The 17,520-nt window shown below is 63.7% G+C and carries 16 protein-coding genes; 9 read left to right on the top strand and 7 right to left on the bottom strand.

The annotated features are described in order from the left end of the window. Positions 1 to 10: 10 nt before the first annotated feature. Together DDA93_RS04580 and DDA93_RS04575 are read right to left on the bottom strand one after the other, a co-directional pair. A complete protein-coding gene (locus DDA93_RS04580; RefSeq protein WP_024477372.1) occupies positions 11 to 472 on the bottom strand; it encodes a DUF3027 domain-containing protein in 462 nt (153 codons plus the stop codon). Between the two features lie 8 nt (positions 473 to 480). Next, a complete protein-coding gene (locus DDA93_RS04575; protein ID WP_019483828.1) occupies positions 481 to 864 on the bottom strand; it encodes a cold shock domain-containing protein in 384 nt (127 codons plus the stop codon). A 187-nt stretch (positions 865 to 1,051) separates the two neighbouring features. On the opposite strand from DDA93_RS04575, the gene DDA93_RS04570 reads away from it, so the two are divergent. The 6 genes from DDA93_RS04570 to DDA93_RS04545 all read left to right on the top strand — a co-directional run bounded on the left by DDA93_RS04570 (position 1,052) and on the right by DDA93_RS04545 (position 8,123). Further along, positions 1,052 to 1,315 carry a hypothetical protein gene (locus DDA93_RS04570; RefSeq protein WP_024477371.1) on the top strand — a complete coding sequence of 88 codons (264 nt, stop codon included), beginning with the start codon at positions 1,052 to 1,054 and terminating at the stop codon, positions 1,313 to 1,315. A gap of 75 nt (positions 1,316 to 1,390) precedes the next feature. Next, entirely contained in the window at positions 1,391 to 3,841 is a 2,451-nt protein-coding gene (locus tag DDA93_RS04565; RefSeq protein ID WP_024477370.1) for a helicase-associated domain-containing protein, read from the top strand. Next, positions 3,834 to 5,477, top strand: a complete 1,644-nt coding sequence (locus DDA93_RS04560) for a DNA repair helicase XPB (RefSeq protein WP_024477369.1) — start codon at positions 3,834 to 3,836, stop codon at positions 5,475 to 5,477. The genes DDA93_RS04565 and DDA93_RS04560 overlap by 8 nt, the downstream gene beginning before the upstream one ends. 63 nt (positions 5,478 to 5,540) lie before the next feature. Then, positions 5,541 to 6,251, top strand: coding sequence for a response regulator transcription factor (locus tag DDA93_RS04555; protein WP_019483824.1), 711 nt, complete (start codon positions 5,541 to 5,543; stop codon positions 6,249 to 6,251). Next, on the top strand, positions 6,252 to 7,718 hold the full coding sequence (locus DDA93_RS04550) for a HAMP domain-containing sensor histidine kinase (protein ID WP_019483823.1): 1,467 nt from the start codon (positions 6,252 to 6,254) through the stop codon (positions 7,716 to 7,718). It begins immediately after the preceding gene. A 114-nt stretch (positions 7,719 to 7,832) separates the two neighbouring features. Next, a complete protein-coding gene (locus DDA93_RS04545) occupies positions 7,833 to 8,123 on the top strand; it encodes a WXG100 family type VII secretion target (RefSeq protein WP_019483822.1) in 291 nt (96 codons plus the stop codon). 133 nt (positions 8,124 to 8,256) lie between these two features. Here DDA93_RS04545 and groL read toward each other — a convergent pair whose 3' ends face one another. From groL to DDA93_RS04530, 3 genes are all read right to left on the bottom strand, one after another. After that, positions 8,257 to 9,894, bottom strand: a complete 1,638-nt coding sequence (gene groL / locus DDA93_RS04540) for a chaperonin GroEL (RefSeq protein WP_019483821.1) — start codon at positions 9,892 to 9,894, stop codon at positions 8,257 to 8,259. A gap of 325 nt (positions 9,895 to 10,219) precedes the next feature. Then, the gene (locus DDA93_RS04535; RefSeq protein ID WP_116778150.1) at positions 10,220 to 10,876 is read right to left on the bottom strand and encodes a LytR C-terminal domain-containing protein; all 657 of its coding nucleotides are present in this window, start codon (positions 10,874 to 10,876) and stop codon (positions 10,220 to 10,222) included. A 52-nt stretch (positions 10,877 to 10,928) separates the two neighbouring features. Beyond that, positions 10,929 to 11,177: a DUF3263 domain-containing protein gene (locus DDA93_RS04530; protein ID WP_237715330.1), complete on the bottom strand. Its 249-nt coding sequence runs from the start codon at positions 11,175 to 11,177 to the stop codon at positions 10,929 to 10,931. 238 nt (positions 11,178 to 11,415) lie between these two features. Between DDA93_RS04530 and DDA93_RS04525 the strand changes: the two genes are divergently transcribed. Then, the gene (locus DDA93_RS04525) at positions 11,416 to 12,120 is read left to right on the top strand and encodes a uracil-DNA glycosylase (protein WP_116778240.1); all 705 of its coding nucleotides are present in this window, start codon (positions 11,416 to 11,418) and stop codon (positions 12,118 to 12,120) included. Position 12,121: 1 nt separating this feature from the next. On the opposite strand, the gene DDA93_RS04520 is transcribed toward DDA93_RS04525, so the two are convergent. Both DDA93_RS04520 and DDA93_RS04515 read right to left on the bottom strand, forming a co-directional pair. After that, the gene (locus DDA93_RS04520; RefSeq protein WP_019483817.1) at positions 12,122 to 13,840 is read right to left on the bottom strand and encodes a threonine/serine exporter family protein; all 1,719 of its coding nucleotides are present in this window, start codon (positions 13,838 to 13,840) and stop codon (positions 12,122 to 12,124) included. 49 nt (positions 13,841 to 13,889) lie between these two features. Then, positions 13,890 to 14,963: a peptidoglycan bridge formation glycyltransferase FemA/FemB family protein gene (locus DDA93_RS04515; RefSeq protein ID WP_026041208.1), complete on the bottom strand. Its 1,074-nt coding sequence runs from the start codon at positions 14,961 to 14,963 to the stop codon at positions 13,890 to 13,892. 172 nt (positions 14,964 to 15,135) lie between these two features. Here DDA93_RS04515 and DDA93_RS04510 point away from each other — a divergent pair, with 172 nt between their 5' ends. Continuing rightward, positions 15,136 to 16,140: an aldo/keto reductase family protein gene (locus DDA93_RS04510; protein ID WP_019483815.1), complete on the top strand. Its 1,005-nt coding sequence runs from the start codon at positions 15,136 to 15,138 to the stop codon at positions 16,138 to 16,140. Further along, entirely contained in the window at positions 16,137 to 16,985 is an 849-nt protein-coding gene (locus DDA93_RS04505; RefSeq protein ID WP_019483814.1) for an NAD(P)-dependent oxidoreductase, read from the top strand. Before DDA93_RS04510 ends, DDA93_RS04505 begins: the two co-directional genes overlap by 4 nt. Positions 16,986 to 17,520 lie beyond the last annotated feature (535 nt).

Below are 17,520 nucleotides of genomic sequence, written 5' to 3'. Positions count from 1 at the left end.
AGTCAACTGCTTATTCTCCTCCAGCAGCGTCAGGGGAAACTGATTCGTCCTTGGCGGAGTCCTCGGGGCGTACCCGCTCGGCCCAGGGAATCCAGGGTGGGGACAGCAATGACGTCTCGGACGGCAGCAGGCCAACCTCGGAGATCGTCGGTTCCTTACCGCGGGGTACCCGGGCCAGGGTGGCAAACCAGTGCCAGCCGCCGTAGCCGGGCAGGTGGGCTTCGAACCGGTGGGTCACCACCCGTTCGGCGTCGGGATAGGCGCCCACATGGGTGCCGACCTGCCCCTGCTCGGCAATCTCGTTCACACCGTTTCGCGCGAATTCCACAGCATCTGCCAATAGAGCGTCGGGCTTGGACGGTTTCCGGGGTGCACGACGTTTCGGCGGAACCACTGCGTCGTCGGCCGCCTCCGCGATCGCCGGGTCAGCGACGTCCGCTGAATGAGCGACGATTTCCAGGTCTGAATCCACGATCTGGCCTACGCGTCCAGATCGTCCGCGACCGCGCGGAGGACCGCTGCGACCTTGCCGGCGTGCGACTTGTCGGGGTACCGGCCACGGCGCAGCCCATTGGAGACGTCGTCGAGCAACTTGATGAGGTCCTCGGTGATCACGGCCATATCATCGGCGCTTTTACGTGTTGCCTTCGCAACCGAGGCCGGCGCCTCGAGGATGCGGGCGGAGAGCGCCTGAAGTCCCTTGCGGCCGTCGGCGACGCCGAACTCCAGTTTGGTGCCCACCTTCACCTCGGTCACTCCTGCGGGTAGCGCCGAGGCATGAAGGAAGACCTCCTGGCCGTCGTCGGTAGCCAGGAAACCAAAACCCTTTTCAGCGTCAAACCACTTGACCTTGCCAATAGGCACGTCGTTACCTCGTTCTGTAGGTGCTGCGTCGGACACTGCTGTGACCGTGCCGATCCTTGGAAAAGGATCTGGTGCCCATGTCCTTGCGGCGGGGCCAGCGTCTCGTCGGGAAAGTCTCTGCCTTCCAGAATATCCTCTCTACCAGTGTGCTTCATGAAAGGGGCACACCTTGTACGCTGTTAGCGTTATGGCAAATACCTCACCCCGCCCCCTTCCAGACCACGGATCCAGCACTCCGGAGCGGAACCTGCCGCGCCTGATCCTGATGGTGACAGCCGTGGCCCTGGCGATCATCGGCTTGCTTTCGCTTACTGCCGTGCTGATCACTGCCTTTTTCCAGGGCACCGTGTGGCCAGGCTTTGTTGCCGGAGCCTACATCTGCCTTCCGGTGGCCTTTATCCTCATGATCCTCATGGTGATCTCGGGAATTCGGACCCGCAGGCGGGCCTGACTCCAGCTCCTGCCGCGGGCTCCCACCGGGCGATCGGGCGGGGCGAGCACAGGCAAACGGGGTAACGTTGTCATAATGTCCGCTATCCGCGATCTGGCCACCGATTTGGCTGCACGCAGCGACGCACGGCTCCGTGACCTTCTCACAGCGCGCCCGGACCTCGTTCTCCCACCGGTCCCCGATTTCGCCGCCCTCGCCGCCCGCGCTTCCACCCGGGTCAGCGTCCAGCGGGCGCTGGAAAACCTGAGCGAACCCCAGCTGGACGTGCTCACTGCCGTGCAGCTTTCAACTCATGGTGACACCGGGCAAAGCACCACCGCGGCCTGGCTCCGGTCGGACATCAAGGGGTCGACCGTGAAGGTCCTGGACGGATTCCTGGCCCATTTACATGCGCTCGCTCTGCTCCGCCGCGCCCCGGCCCCGCCGGAGGCCCCGGCCGCCGACCAGAACCGCCGGTTCTACCTTCCCGTTGCCTCCCTGACCGAGGCCCTGGGCCCCTACCCTGCCGGGCTGGGCCGGGAGATCACCCAGCTGGTCCGGCTTCTCCCCGGGTACGCCAAACAGCTGCCCGTCGGCGTCGACCGGCTCCGCGAACTCGGGCTGGAGATCGGCGAGGCCACCACAGCCGACGCCGCAGCCGAGGTCCTCCACGACGTCGTTTCGACTCCCGCCGGCTGGGAGGCCCTGCTGTCCCTGGCACCCGAACGCACCAGTGACCTGCTCGGCAAATTCAGTGTCTCGGCGGTCGGTGCGTCCCCGGTGAGCGCTGAGGACCCGGGTTCACCGATTCAGTGGTTACTCACCCACGGGCTCCTCGCCCGCCTGGATGCGAGCCATGTTGAGCTCCCCCGCGCCGTGGGACGGGCCGCGCGTGGTCATTCCATCATCGAGCAGCTGCGCTGTGACCCCCCGGTTCCCGAGCTTCGAACCATCCGGAACAGTCTGCGGGATAACGCCGCGCACAGCGCGGTCGCCGAAACCCTCCGTCTGGTCACCGACCTCGTCGCAGCCGTCGAGGTTTCCCCGATCACCACGTTGCGGTCCGGCGGGGTGGGCGTCCGGGAAATCCGGCGGCTCGCCGATGCCCTGCGGGTCGACACCGAGCAGGCTGCCTGGCTGGTGGAGCTCGCGGCCCTCGCCGGCCTGCTGGTACTCGACGTCGACACCTCCCGTTGGCGCATTGAACCAGGCACTCTCTGGCTGGCGCAGGACCGGGTGGAGCAGTGGCACCGTCTGGCGACCACGTGGCTGGATGCGCAACGCGCGCCGTCGTTGGTAGGAACCCAGCTCACCGCCGGTGCCACGGTGAACGCTTTGGCGGCCGAGGCCGGCCGACCCGACGCCCCCCACATCCGGTCCCGGATGCTGGCGGCGCTGGCTGCCCTCAGCGACGACGCCAGCGGGCACCCTATTGACGGCGCCATGTCGGCCGTATTGCAGACCCGCGACGTCGTCGAGTGGCTTACGTGGAGCCAGCCGCGCCTGCAGCGGCGCTTTGCCCGGCTGGTTCCGGGCATGCTCACGGAGGCGTCCCGCCTTGGCCTGATGGGGTCCGGCGCATTGACTGAGCTAGGCTCCCTGACCGCAGCCGGCAGGCACGACGACGCCGCCGCCGTCCTGCGCGGCGCCCTGCCCGCCCCGCTGCGGCACTTCATGTTGCAGGCAGACCTGACCGCTGTTGCCCCCGGATATCTCGAGCCCGAGGTCGCCACCGAGTTGGCCCTCCTCTCCACCCCCGAGGGCCAGGGGCCAGCCAGCATCTACCGGTTCTCGGCGGAGTCGCTGCGCCGCGCATTCGACGACGGCCAGGATGCCTCGACGATTCTGTCGTTCCTGGCACGCCATTCGGCCACCGACGTTCCACAGCCGTTGAAGTACCTGGTCGACGACACCGCGTCGAGATACGGCCGCCTCCGGGTGGGCAGGGCCAGCAGCTATGTTCGCAGCGACGATGATGCGGCGCTTTCAGCCCTCCTGACCGATCCCCGGGCCGCAGCACTTGGCCTGGTGCAGCTCGCGCCGACAGTCGTGATTTCCCAGGCGTCCGGGCCGGAGCTCGCGGCGGTCCTGCGTGACCTCGGGTACGCCCCCGCCCTCGAGGGCTTGGCTGTGCCATCCAGTCCCGGACGGTCCGGCCCCGCAGGCGGGCCGGGAAGCGTGACGGCGGCGTCGTCGCGGGTGACGTTGAACCCCTGGACCCTCTCATCGGAGGACATCGCCAACCAGGTGGCAGTACTTCGCGGTGCCGGGGTGGCGCCTGCGGACGGAATGTCGACCACTGAGAGTGACACCCTGCTGGGGCTCGAGACCCTCCGCAAGGCAATCCGGCTGCGACGCCCGGTCCGGCTCGGGTTCGCCGACAGCCAGGGGAATTCCACCCGGCAGGTCCTTGTTCCACTATCAGTATCCGGCGGCAGGGTCCGGGTCATTGACCCGGCCAACGAGGTCGAAAAAGTCGTCTCGATCCACCGGATCATGGACGTTGAACTACTTTCCATCGATGAAGGGGCAGTAACTGATGCCTGACGGCCCGCTGATCGTCCAAAGCGACAAAACCATCCTGCTTGAGGTGGACCACGAACAATCCACCGAAGCACGGCACGCGATCGCGGCGTTCGCTGAGCTGGAACGCGCCCCTGAACACGTCCACAGCTATCGGCTGACTCCGCTCGGGCTGTGGAATGCCCGTGCGGCAGGGCTCGACGCCGAGCATGTCCTCGACACCCTGCTGAAATACTCACGGTTCCCGGTACCCCACGCACTGCTGGTGGACATTGAAGAGACCATGTCACGGTACGGACGGCTCCGCCTTGAGAAGGACGACCAGCATGGGCTGGTCCTGCGCACCAACGACTACCCGGTCCTTGAAGAGGTGCTGCACGCCAAGAAGATCCAGCCCCTGCTGGGCCCGCGTATCGACGGAGAAACGGTGGTGGTGCACTCCTCCCAGCGCGGTCAGCTCAAACAGTTGCTTCTGAAGCTGGGCTGGCCGGCGGAGGACTTTGCCGGCTATGTGGATGGCAAACCCCACCCCATCGCCCTGCTCGAGGACGGGTGGACGCTGCGCCCCTATCAGAAGCTGGCCATGGAAAACTTCTGGTCGGGCGGCTCGGGCGTCGTCGTACTCCCCTGCGGTGCGGGCAAAACCCTGGTGGGCGCTGCAGCGATGGCGACCTCCCAGACCACCACGTTGATCCTGGTCACCAACACCGTCTCCGCCCGCCAGTGGAAGGATGAGCTGCTGAAGCGCACGTCCCTGACCGAGGACGAGATCGGTGAGTACTCGGGCGCGGTCAAGGAGATTCGGCCGGTCACCATAGCCACCTATCAGGTGCTGACGTTGCGGCGGGGTGGACTCTACCCGCACCTCGAACTCCTCGACGCGAATGACTGGGGGCTGATCGTCTATGACGAGGTGCACCTGTTGCCTGCCCCAATCTTCCGCATGACAGCCGATCTGCAGGCACGACGCCGACTCGGCCTGACCGCGACCCTGGTCAGGGAGGATGGCCGGGAGGGCGAAGTGTTCTCCCTCATCGGCCCCAAACGCTATGACGCCCCCTGGAAGGACATCGAGGCGCAGGGCTACATCGCGCCGGCCGACTGTGTGGAGGTGCGAGTGGATCTGCCGCGCGACGAGCGGGTTGCCTACGCGATGGCCGAGGACGGCGACAAGTACCGCCTGTGCGCCACGTCGGAGACCAAGAGCGGCGTGGTCGAAAAGCTGGTCGCCTCGCACCAGGGCGAGCAGCTGCTGGTGATCGGCCAGTACATCGACCAGTTGGACGAGCTCGGCGAGCGCCTGAATGCCCCGGTGATCAAGGGGGACACTTCCGTGAAGGAACGGCAGCGGCTGTTTGGCGAGTTCCGCAACGGGGAAATCCACACTCTTGTGGTGTCGAAGGTAGCCAACTTTTCCATCGACCTCCCCGAGGCCTCGGTCGCCATCCAGGTGTCCGGGTCCTTTGGATCCCGGCAGGAGGAAGCTCAACGACTGGGTCGCCTGCTGCGCCCCAAGGCCGATGGTCGGGCCGCAAGGTTCTACACCGTGGTCGCGCGGGACACGATTGACCAGGACTTCGCCGCAAAACGGCAACGGTTCCTGGCCGAGCAGGGCTATGCCTACCGGATCATGGACGCCGCGGACATTCCTCAGGGCTGACATACGGGAAGCTTTCACGCACTATCCAGACAACTCCCAGTGTCTGGGAGGATACTGGGAACTGTGAAAAAGACTGGACCTGAAGCAAAACTCCTCGTAGTGGATGACGAGCCAAACATTCGTGAGCTCCTCTCCACCTCCCTGCGTTTCGCGGGTTTCGACGTCGTCGCTGCCGCCAACGGCCGCGAAGCGCTGGCCGCTGCCGAGACCCATAACCCCGACCTGGCAGTACTCGATGTCATGTTGCCGGACATGGATGGTTTCACAGTGACCCGCCGGCTTCGTGCCGCCGGACGGCACTTCCCCGTTGTGTTCCTCACCGCTCGAGACGACACCGACGATAAGGTCACCGGGCTGACCGTGGGCGGCGACGATTACGTCACCAAACCGTTCAGCCTCGATGAGGTGGTGGCCCGGATCCGTGCCGTCCTCCGCCGCACCCAGCCCATGGACGATGACGACGCCGTGATCCGCGTGGACGATCTGGAGCTCGACGACGACGCCCACGAGGTACGCCGGGCGGGTGAGGTCATCGATCTCTCCCCCACCGAGTTCAAGCTGCTGCGCTACCTGATGATGAACCCTAACCGGGTGCTCTCAAAGGCCCAGATCCTCGATCATGTGTGGGAGTACGACTTCAACGGGGATGCCTCGATTGTCGAGTCCTACATCTCCTATCTGCGGCGCAAGATCGACAAGAACCCTGACGCGGTGGCCCTGATCCAGACCAAGAGGGGCGTCGGCTATCTGCTGCGTACCTCTGACAAGCGGTAGGTGCCGGCCCACGTGATTGATCGGTGGAAAGCCGCATCGCTGCGCACCCAACTGGTGGCCACCATGACTCTGCTCATGGTGGTCACTGTTGCGATTACCGGCATTGTCACGGTCTCGATGCTGCGCGGCAGCCTGATTGAGCAAATGGATCTGGATATCCGGGCCAACGCCGACGCCGTGGCGCAAAACATCCTTCCCGACGGTGCCACCGATGGAACCTTGCTACGGTTCTATGGCGAGCTCAGGGACGTGGACGGCCAGAAGCTCAGGGGAACCCTGTCCGAGGAATCGGCGGACTTCCCGGTCATCCCCGAAATTCCGGTCGAGGAAGTGTCCGCCCGGGAGCAGAAGGGCTTTACGGTGCCAGGGAGCGCTCCCGGCAGCCCCGGTTGGCGGGTGAAGCTCTATGCACTGAGCAACGGCCAGGGCAGCGTGGCCATTGCTTCGAGCCTGGCTACGGTCAACAAATCACTGGAGGAGGCCGGGCAGATCATCTTCTTCGTCGGCCTCGGGGCGACGATGGTGGCCAGCGGTATCGCCTTCGTTGCCGTGACCCGTCAGTTCAGGCCACTGGGTCGGGTGGAACGGACTGCTGCGGCGATCGCCGCCGGCGACCTTTCCCGACGCGTCGAGGTGGAACGGCCGGCCACTGAGGTGGGGAGGTTGTCGCGTTCACTCAACGCCATGCTCGCCCATATCGAGACAGCGTTCTCGGCCCGAACGGAATCCGAACGCAAGATGCGTCGTTTCGTCGCTGACGCGTCCCACGAACTGCGCACCCCGCTCGTAACTATCAGAGGGTTCTCGGAACTGTACCGGCACGGAGCGCTGCAGAACGACGACGACGTGCGGGCGGCGATGGGCCGGATCGAAAGTGAAGCCAAGCGGATGGGTGAGCTGGTTGAGGACCTGCTGACGCTCGCCAGGATCGACGAACAGCGCCCGCTGGAATCCGAACCACTGGACCTGGTCATTCTCGGCAACGATGCAGCGCTCGATGCCCGTGCGATTGCCCCTGATCGTGAAATCACCGTCATTGGTCTGGACGGCGGTCCTGCGCATTCGGCACCAACCGTTGGGGACGAGGCCAGGCTCCGTCAGGTCGTGGCCAACCTCATGACCAATGCTTTGCGGTACACCCCCGATGGCACCCCGATCGAAGTCGCGATTGGTGTGGCGCCGGTGATCCACGGTCGGATGGACTCGGTGATCGAGGTCAGGGACCACGGCCCGGGTATCTCCGAGGAAGACGCGGCGCGGGTTTTCGAGCGGTTCTACCGCGCCGACTCATCCCGCTACCGCGAGACCGGCGGCACCGGCCTGGGGCTGGCGATTGTTGCTGCCCTGGTGGCCCAGCATGACGGCTCTGTGCGGTTGGAGGAGACCTCCGGCGGCGGAGCCACCCTGTCCATCCGGCTGCGGTATAGCGCCCTCGAATCGGATGACTCCTCCTCCACAGCCTTTTAGGCATGGGCGCTGCCCACTTTTCCGGCTTTCCCTCCCGGAACCCCTGAGCGTCCGGCCTAGGGTCGAAGCTAACCAGCAATGGTCCGGGAGTGGCCGTCAATGAGGAGGAAGCACATGGCAAACTTTCAGGTCGACACAGATGCACTCGCTGCAAAGGGCAGCGAAGTGCAGGGAACCATCGGCCGGCTGCAGTCCGAGGTGAATACGATGCAGGCGGGCCTGCTGGAACTGGAGATGCTGTGGAAGGGGCAGGCCGCCGCGAATTTCCAGCAGGCTGTGGCTCAATGGCGTGCCACCCAGGCCCGGGTAGAGGAGTCGTTGGCGGAGATCAATCATGCCCTGACGGTGGCCACCCAGCAATACGCCGACGCCGAACTGAGCAATGCGCGGATGTTCCTGTACTGAGCCTGGACTACCCTCCTGCCCACGGTGACCGGCAGGCCGAGCTTCCCGGTTAACGCCGGAAGGACGGCACCCCGTGAGGGTACCGTCCTTCCAGATTCAGCAAGGCGAGGTGGTGACACCTCGCCGGTGGGGACTAGAAGCCGCCCATACCGCCCATGCCGCCCATTTCGTCGCCGCCGCCGCCGCCGGCTGGAGCCTTTTCAGGCTTGTCAGCTACTACGGCTTCGGTGGTGAGGAACAGACCAGCGATGGATGCCGCGTTCTGCAGTGCAGAGCGGGTGACCTTTACGGGGTCGTTGACTCCGGCTGCCAGCAGGTCTTCGTACACGCCGGTTGCTGCGTTCAGGCCGTGGCCTGCAGGCAGTCCGCGGACCTTGTCGACAACGACGCCTGGCTCAAGGCCGGCGTTGAAGGCGATCTGCTTCAGAGGAGCGTCGATGGCAACGCGAACTATGTTCGCGCCGGTTGCCTCGTCGCCTTCGAGCTGCAGTGATGCGAAAGCCTTGGCGCCGGCCTGGATGAGAGCAACGCCGCCACCGGCGACGATTCCCTCTTCGACTGCTGCCTTGGCGTTGCGGACTGCGTCCTCAATGCGGTGCTTGCGCTCCTTGAGCTCAACCTCGGTTGCAGCTCCGGCCTTGATGACTGCAACGCCGCCGGCCAGCTTGGCTAGACGTTCCTGCAGCTTCTCGCGGTCGTAGTCGGAGTCGGAGTTCTCGATCTCGGCGCGGATCTGGCTGACGCGTCCGGCGATCTCTTCGGCGTTGCCTGCACCTTCGACGATGGTGGTCTCGTCCTTGGTGACAACAACCTTGCGTGCGCTACCCAGGAGGTCGAGGGTGGCGTTCTCAAGCTTGAGGCCAACTTCTTCGGCGATAACCTGGCCACCGGTGAGGATGGCGATGTCAGCCAGCTGGGCCTTGCGGCGGTCACCGAAGCCTGGAGCCTTGACGGCTACCGACTTGAACGTGCCACGGATCTTGTTGACCACCAGGGTAGCCAGCGCTTCGCCTTCGATGTCTTCGGCGATGATCAGCAGGGGCTTGCCTGACTGCATGACCTTCTCAAGAACCGCTACGAGGTCCTTGACGTTGGAGATCTTGGAGTTGACGATCAGGATGTACGGATCTTCAAGTACCGTTTCCTGGCGCTCTGCGTCGGTAACGAAGTAGCCGGAGATGTAGCCCTTGTCGAACCGCATGCCCTCGGTGAGCTCGAGCTCAAGGCCGAAGGTGTTGGATTCTTCAACGGTGATAACGCCTTCTTTGCCGACCTTGTCCAGCGCTTCAGCGATCAGATCGCCGATCTGCTGGTCACCGGCAGAGATGGAAGCCGTTGCAGCGATCTCTTCCTTGGTTTCGATTTCCTTGGCGGAAGCCAGCAGCTCGCGAGTGACGGCTTCAACAGCCTTCTCGATGCCGCGCTTCAGGCTCAGTGGATCGGCGCCAGCAGCAACGTTCCGCAGGCCTTCCTTGACCAGTGCCTGTGCAAGGACGGTGGCGGTGGTGGTACCGTCGCCGGCGACGTCGTCAGTCTTTTTGGCGACTTCCTTAACCAGCTCTGCGCCGATCTTTTCGAACGGGTCGTCCAGTTCGATCTCCTTGGCGATGGATACACCATCGTTGGTGATCGTGGGGGCGCCCCACTTCTTTTCCAGGACGACGTTGCGGCCACGTGGGCCCAGCGTTACCTTGACGGCGTCGGCGAGGATGTTGAGTCCGCGCTCAAGGCCGCGGCGTGCCTCTTCATCAAAAGAAATGATCTTGGCCATAGTGGCTTAGGTCCTTTCGGGGACAGTACTGCTTATCAGCAAACTTATGCTCACCGGCTGCGGTGCCCGCGACGGACGGGTATCAGCAGGACGATCTCTTTACGTCCCGCCACGACCCTCACCACAGTGGTGTGCTTGTCACATCCAACCCCGCCAACAATTAGCAGTCAGCGGCTTAGAGTGCTAACTCAATAATTAGCACTCTGGCTGCCTGAGTGCAAGTGAAGACCCTCCCACTGGGCACGGGTGACGCCGTACACCACTGAGTCATAAATGGCACCACGGACCACTCGTGCGTCGCGGAACCGTGCCTCCTACTCAATGCCTATTGGAATCCGGGGCCGACAACCACTGTGATGCTCGAAGACACTTCGGTGGTTTCGACCAGGGTTGGGATGCCGAGGATGCCAGCTACTTCCTGTGCCGCCGCAAGCTGGGAGGCGTTGTTGTAGAAGATCACTGAGGTCTGGGGCGGCGCTCCACCCCAGTCTGCGATCTGGCCTACAGTCCAGCCACCAGCCGTGACCCGGCCGGCTGCCGAACTGGCTAATCCGCCGATGCCCGTTGAGTTGTAGACGTTTACTGCCTGGGCCCGGTCGATCGCTGCCGGTTCCTCGCTGGGAGTGGGTTCAGCCTCGATGGGCTCATCAGTGGGAGCCCCTGTTGGGGCTTGGGTCGCCGGATTGGACGGGGTCGGCTCGGGCTCGGAAGCGTCGTCGTCGGCCGGGGCAGGCGACGCGTTCGAGGTGGTCTCGGCGACCGGCGCGGTGGTGGTCTGGCTGGCGGATGACTCCGTCTGGCCAATGCCAAGACGGGGAAGAATAAAGTAGGCGGCCAGCCCGACGGCGAGCGCGAGTACCCCAACCAGGATTTTCAACGCCAGCCCACTGGACCGCGGAGGAACCAGTCTTTCCCGGTGAACGCCCTGCCGCGATGCGGATTCAGGGATCTTGTCGAACTCGTCCCGGGGGTACTGGCTCATAGTTATGCGTCATCCTTGGGTTTTGGCGCTGTAAAGGGTTCGCCGGGAGCGTTCAGATGTCAGCGCCGAGGCGGCGGGCTGAGCGCGCGCGCTGACGCGATGTACGTAGTCTACGCAGTCGCTTGACCAGCATCGGATCGTGAGCCAATGCTGCCTCGGTGTCGATCATGGCGTTGAGGATTTGGTAGTAGTGGGTAGCCGACAGGTCGAACAGTTCGCGGATGGCTTGTTCCTTGGCCCCTGAGTACTTCCACCACTGGCGTTCAAGGGCGAGCATTTGCTGCTCGCGGTCTCCCAGCACAGACGCCTGACGGTGACCCTCCGGATCAGGGTGTACCGCACTGTCAGCGCGCACCGCATCAGTCACTGCCTATCGCCCCTTAGTTGAAGGCAGCTTAGTGGAACGCTGCCGTTGACCTTCATGGTAATTGGGAATAACACGGTTGTCATTTGGCGGGCTCGGGCACAAGGATGGGAGGGTGTCCGAATACCAGAGCGCCCTCTTCCCTGAGCCAGCCCCCTCCCCCACGGCGTCCCCGATCCTGGACGGCTCGAAATTCCCGTTCGCCGCCCCCGTTCCAGTGGCCGACGTCGTCCATCCGTCCTGGGCTGCTGCGCTGGCGCCGATCGAGCCGCAACTGCACCTGCTCGCCGATCGGCTCCGCACGGAGGTCGACGGCGGACACGAGATCCTGCCGCCAGCCGAGCACATCCTCCGGGCGTTCAGTTACCCGATGGATCAGGTCAAGGTGCTGATCCTGGGTCAGGACCCGTACCCGACGCCGGGGCACGCCGTCGGGCTGTCCTTCTCGGTAGCGGGAAGCACCCGGCCGCTTCCACGGAGCCTCGCCAATATCTATCGGGAACTCGTTGCCGACACCGGCACGTCGGTTCCTGCGCACGGCGACCTGTCGGGGTGGGCCGAGCAGGGAGTGCTGCTGCTGAACCGGGTCCTGACGGTGCGGGCCGGCGGCGCGGCGTCACACCGCAGACTGGGCTGGGACGTAGTGACCGATGCAGCGGTGGAAGCCCTGGTTGCCAGAAACCTACCTCTGGTTGCGGTGCTGTGGGGCAGGGACGCCCAGCAGATCAAGCCGCTGCTCGGCAGCACTCCGGTGATCGAGTCAGTGCACCCGAGCCCGCTGTCGGCGTCGCGAGGGTTCTTCGGCAGCCGGCCCTTTACCCGGGTCAACACGTTCCTGGTGGAGCAGGGCGCCGAACCGGTGGACTGGCAGTTGCGCTGACTTAACGGCGCCGGTTCCGGCGTTCGTTACTGCTGACTCCCTTGGTCAGCGGACGGGCGAGGTTGTCACCCAGCACCACGCCGCCGGCAATGGCAAGAATGATCGTCAACGCATTGAACAGGCTGTTGGTGCCAGCCCCAATCAGCTCGGTTTCGATCGTCAAGCCGTACATCGACCTGAACACCATCAGGCCCGGGTAGAGGAACATGACCGCCGGAACTGCCACGACCAGCTGGGGTGCGCCCATCCGCAACGCCACCATTCTCGCGAGCATCCCGATCAGCACTGCGGCGATTGCCGGGGCTAGGCGGTAGCCCACGCCCAGGCTGACCACCAGCGAGTACAGCAGGAAACCGGTGACACCGATCAGGGCCGTGGGGAGCAGGAGTTTCATGTCGGTCTGTTCTGCGACTCCGATCATGGCGACGGCGATCAGCACCAGCGCTGCCGCCACCGGCAGCGGATACATTGATCCTTCGGTCGTCAGCGCCAACTCTGGCACCCCCACCAGTGCGCCAACGACCAACGCGACGGCGATCCCGGAGATGATCGCGGCAAACACGAGGAATGCTGAAAGATACCTGCCCGCCGCGGTGACCGGGAATCCGTTGATCGCGTCCTGGGTTGCGGAGACGAGCCGGCCAGTCGGCAGCAGTAGCAGGATTCCGCCCACCACCACGAACGACGGCGCAATGCCGATATCGAGCCACCAGAAGAACATCGCGATGATCGTGACCATACCCGAGGCGGTAGCTACCGAGAAGAACTCAGGAACCCGCCACTTCCCCAACTGACGCAAGAGGAGGTCGACGCCGATGCAGCTGGCAAAGCTGATCAGCGACTCCAACGGTCCGCCACCAATGAAACTCACGATGGCAGCCCCGAAGACACCGAAGGCAGCCGTCACCATCCACCGGGGAAAGGGTTTCGGCTTGTGGGTGATCTCGTCGAGCCGAGCCGCAGCTTCGATCCGCGAGGTTCCGCCGTTGACGACGTCGGTCACCAACTGATGCACCTTCAGCAGGCCGGCGTAGTTATTGGTCCAGGAACGAACCACCCGCAGCACGGTGACTGGGGTCTGGTCCTTGGCCGAATAGTTCAGGATGACCGACTGGTTGGTGATGTCCACTTCGATGTTGTCCAGCCCAAAGGCTGCGGTGACCGCGATGATGCTGGTTTCGACCTCAAGGGCGCCGGCGCCGTACCGGAACATCGTTTCGGCCAGGCTCAGCGCGAAATCGAGGGTTCTTCGCGCGTTGATGTCCGGCCCGGAAACCTGGATGGTGGGATTGGCATAGGGGCTGCCAGCCAGCCGTTCAACGATGCTCATCGCCTGGGTGGGCGGAGTCTCCCCCTGCACCAGTCGGCGGAGTACCTTCCTGGCTGCGGCATTCGAGCGGTCGGGGCGCACCGAACGGGGCGTGGTCGGCAGCGCATCGGTGGGCGTCGAGTAGGTCCTGCGATCCGGCTTGTTATTTGCCGGACGTGGGCGGGACTTGGGCTTGGCTCCGGAAGACCTGCCAGGCTTGCCGGCCGATCCGGAGCGGCCTGCGTATCCCGGGCCCCCAGGGGTGCCGGGCAGCGAATGAACCGGACGTGCTGCGGGCTGGGCAACGCTGGCCGGGGTCCCCGCGGTGGGAACGATCGGCAGCTGTTCGGCTACCGGCGCAGGGTTGGTGTTGGGGTTGCGGCCGTCGTCGGCCTCGGTCTTCTCTCCCATGGAATTCACCCCTTCATCCGGTGCGCCCGCAGGGAGCGGGAGTGTTTGTTTAGTAGAACGGTTGCTGGTGTCGGCGCCAGTAGATTTGTCGAGCGACCTTCTCGCCGATCACGTTCCAGAGTCGATACTTCCACGCGCTGAGCGGTAGGTCATAACAGCCGACGAAGTCCGTCACAGTCTTGGTGAAGCTGGTCTTGAACAGACCCAACCCATGGTGCTGATGGGTGGGGTCCTTGAGCCGGTCGCTGGGCGGAGTGCCGCAGAAATCGTATTCAACTATCCCGAACTCTTCCTTGAGGTCAGTGATCGCCTGCCACTGCACCAAATGGGAGTCACCATACTGGGATCGTTTGGGCTTGGATCCGCCGTCCTTGTAAGTGCCTTTGAGCCCGTAGTTGATGACGAACGCGCCAACGGCGGGTTTGCCATCTTCGTAGACGAAGTACAGGCGGCCCTGGCCGGCGTCGGCGAAGTTCCGCCAAAACCGGCTGTAGTACTGGTACGAGCGGAGCTTGGCGGCCGATCGATCCTCGATGTGGGCCATCAGCTGGTACATCTGGCGAAAGTTTTCGTCAGTGGGTTCCATCCGGCGCACTTCGACGCCTTCACGGCTGGCACGACGTACAGCGTTGCGGCCGCGCGAATGCAGGTTGCGCAGCAGTTGGTTCGGCTCGGGGGTAGTGTCCAGGATCGCAGTGTGGTCGTTGGGCTGCAGATCGAACGTTTTGATCAGGCCCGCGTTGAGAAACAGCCGGTCGACGTCGTGGTCGGCAGGGATGTCGGGCTCCACCTTCACTGCGAACACGTTGTGACGCCCGGTACGGACCAGTTCCCGGCAAGCGTCAAGCACCGCCGGCACATGGGCAGGATCGGCAACGTCAGGGCCCTTGATGAGGTACCAGAGGGCGCCCAGCAGAGGCAGCCGCTTTTCGATCACCAGGTTGTAGGTGGTGTACTCGGCGCTTTCAAAGACCAGGAACCGGGGAGTCCAGCCGTGCTGAGACTTCACATCGGCGAAGGATGCCGACTGGAGCATGTTTCCCCCGTTAGGGTTCGACGTCACCAACGCGTCCCAGTTGTCCCGCTCCTCGGCCGTGGCTAGACGCGCGGTGAACTTAACCAAAATCCCTCAATCAGTGGTGGTGAAACAAAGACAATTCAGTGTACCGGTTGGCCCTGTTTGCCTCGGTCAGCTTCGCTACTGTCTGGCCACCGCGCCGCAAATCGTCACCTTAGGCAACGACACTGCAGTGTGATCCACCTCATTTCTCGAGTGGTGCCCTAGCATCGAATGTATGGACTATCGATACCTCGGAAACAGTGGATTCAAGATCTCGGAAATCACCTACGGCAACTGGTTGACCCACGGCTCGCAGGTGGAGAACGACGTCGCCACCCAGTGTGTGCGCGCGGCCCTGGATGTGGGCATCACCAGTTTCGACACGGCAGATGTGTACGCCAACACCGCCGCCGAAACGGTGCTCGGCGAAGCCCTGAAGGGCGAGCGGCGCCAGTCCCTGGAGATCTTCACCAAGGTGTGGGGGCCCACCGGGCCGAAGGGGCCAAACGACGTCGGGCTCTCCCGTAAGCACATCATGGAGTCAATCAACGGTTCGCTGGAGCGCCTGCAGACCGACTATGTGGACTTGTACCAGGCGCACCGTTACGACTACCAGACGCCGCTGGAAGAGACGATGCAGGCGTTCGCGGACATCGTTCGCCAGGGCAAGGCCCTGTACATCGGTGTCAGCGAATGGGATGCGCGCCAGATCCGCGCCGGGCATGCGCTGGCCAAGGAACTCGGCTTCCAGCTGATCTCCAACCAGCCTCAGTATTCGATGCTGTGGCGGGTCATTGAGGAGGAAGTGGTTCCCGTGTCCGAGGAGCTGGGGTTGTCCCAGATTGTCTGGTCACCGGTGGCGCAGGGCGTGTTGACCGGCAAGTACCAGCCAGGTGGCACCCCCGAGGAAGGATCGCGGGCCGCCGATGACAAGGGTGGCTCGAACATGATCGAGCGGTGGATGTCCGACGAGACACTCACCGGAGTGCAGAAGCTCCAGCCGATCGCCGATGAGGTTGGGCTCACCATGGCACAACTGGCTATCGCCTGGGTGCTGCAAAACAAGAACGTTGCTGCAGCGATCATCGGCGCGTCGAAGCCTGAGCAGGTCAAGTCAAATGCTGTGGCATCGGGAGTGACCCTCGACGCTGCTGTAATGGCCAAGATTGACGATGCGGTTGGTTCGATGGCGGAGACCGAACCGGCGAAAACTGTTTCGCCTGAGCAGCGGCCCGTATGAGGCTCGCGGTAACCGGTGCCACCGGCAAATTGGGCCGCACGGTCACCTCGGTTCTGAGAGCCGCGGGGCATGAGGTTATTGGTATGGACGTGCAGGGGGAACGTGGTCCTGGCTTCGTGAAGATCGACCTGACCAACTACGGACACGTCATTGATGCCTTCATGGGTGTCGACGATCAACATACCGGCTTCGACGCCGTCGTTCATCTGGCGGCCATTCCCGCTCCCGGCATCTACGCAGATGCTGCGACCTTCCACAACAACATGCCGGCCACCTACAACGTGTTCCAGGCCTGCCGCCGGGCTGGAATCAAGAAGGTTGTGTACGCGTCCAGCGAGACCGTACTGGGGCTACCCTTCGACGAGGACCCGCCCTACATCCCCGTCGACGAGAAGTACACCGCACGGCCGGAAAGCACCTACTCGCTGGTCAAACACCTAGAAGAGCAGATGGCGATCCAGCTGACGCGGTGGGATCCCGAGTTGAGCATTACCGCGCTGCGGTTCTCGAACGTCATGGACCCCGAGGATTATGCGAAGTTCCCTTCTTTCGATGCCGACGCTATGGCTCGGAAGTGGAATCTCTGGGGGTACATTGACGGTCGCGACGGCGCGCAGGCCGTGCAACGGGCGTTGGAAAACGCAGGGCCGGGCTTCGACACGTTCATCATCGCCGCAGCTGACACGGTGATGAGCCGCTCCAGCGCATCACTCGCTGCCGAGGTGTTCCCGGACGTCGAGGTGGTCAAGGACGTGGGCGAGCACGAGACGTTGCTGTCCATTGATCATGCCCGCAGCGTGCTCGGCTTCGATCCTCAGCACAGTTGGCGGGATCACGTCGGCTAGCTGAACCCGTGAAAAGCCGCCCAGCGACGCCGGGCGGCTTTTTCATGAGTTCAGGGTTTCGGAACCTACGAGGGGCCCGCCTCACCTGCATAGCCTTGGCCCCTATGACCTCGACACATCACGCTGGCCGCGAAGAATCAGCCTGCAAAAAACTTCGAAAAAGTTTTTTCCGGGACCCCTATTTTCCCCTCATACTGTCGGTGCTCGATGATGGAATTGGGGTATGAAAAGCAGTGCAGCTTCTGCTTCCGGATCGGGAATCCCTCCCGAATCCGGCGCGGATTCCGCCTCGACCAGCGGGCCCGCGAACACGGCCACGGGGTCTACTGCGGGAACTCACGCCGGGGCTTCCGCGGGGTCTTCCTCCGGGGCTTCTGTTGGGTCTTCTGCTGGGTATGGTCCGGAGGGACCGCTAGGTGTGGACGCGGTGTGGACAGCACCCTCTGTTGAACCTCACCCTGTTGAAACCTCCACTGTTGAAACTTTCGCTGTTGAACCGCCGGAGTCGGAGGCTGAGGCTGCGGTTCGACCGATG

The sequence above is a fragment of the Arthrobacter sp. Bz4 genome, from assembly GCF_003075455.1.
Taxonomy (GTDB): Bacteria; Actinomycetota; Actinomycetes; order Actinomycetales; family Micrococcaceae; genus Arthrobacter_D.
This window is presented reverse-complemented; position numbering and strand designations above follow the sequence as displayed.

Excerpts from the sequence above, each read along its gene's own strand:
- DDA93_RS04570 (WP_024477371.1), top strand. The coding sequence starts at position 1,052 with ATGGCAAATACCTCACCCCGCCCCCTTCCAGACCACGGATCCAGCACT.
- DDA93_RS04565 (WP_024477370.1), top strand. The coding sequence starts at position 1,391 with ATGTCCGCTATCCGCGATCTGGCCACCGATTTGGCTGCACGCAGCGAC.
- DDA93_RS04560 (WP_024477369.1), top strand. The coding sequence starts at position 3,834 with ATGCCTGACGGCCCGCTGATCGTCCAAAGCGACAAAACCATCCTGCTT.
- DDA93_RS04545 (WP_019483822.1), top strand. The coding sequence starts at position 7,833 with ATGGCAAACTTTCAGGTCGACACAGATGCACTCGCTGCAAAGGGCAGC.
- groL (WP_019483821.1), bottom strand. The coding sequence starts at position 9,894 with ATGGCCAAGATCATTTCTTTTGATGAAGAGGCACGCCGCGGCCTTGAG.
- DDA93_RS04535 (WP_116778150.1), bottom strand. The coding sequence starts at position 10,876 with ATGAGCCAGTACCCCCGGGACGAGTTCGACAAGATCCCTGAATCCGCA.
- DDA93_RS04520 (WP_019483817.1), bottom strand. The coding sequence starts at position 13,840 with ATGGGAGAGAAGACCGAGGCCGACGACGGCCGCAACCCCAACACCAAC.
- DDA93_RS04510 (WP_019483815.1), top strand. The coding sequence starts at position 15,136 with ATGGACTATCGATACCTCGGAAACAGTGGATTCAAGATCTCGGAAATC.
- DDA93_RS04505 (WP_019483814.1), top strand. The coding sequence starts at position 16,137 with ATGAGGCTCGCGGTAACCGGTGCCACCGGCAAATTGGGCCGCACGGTC.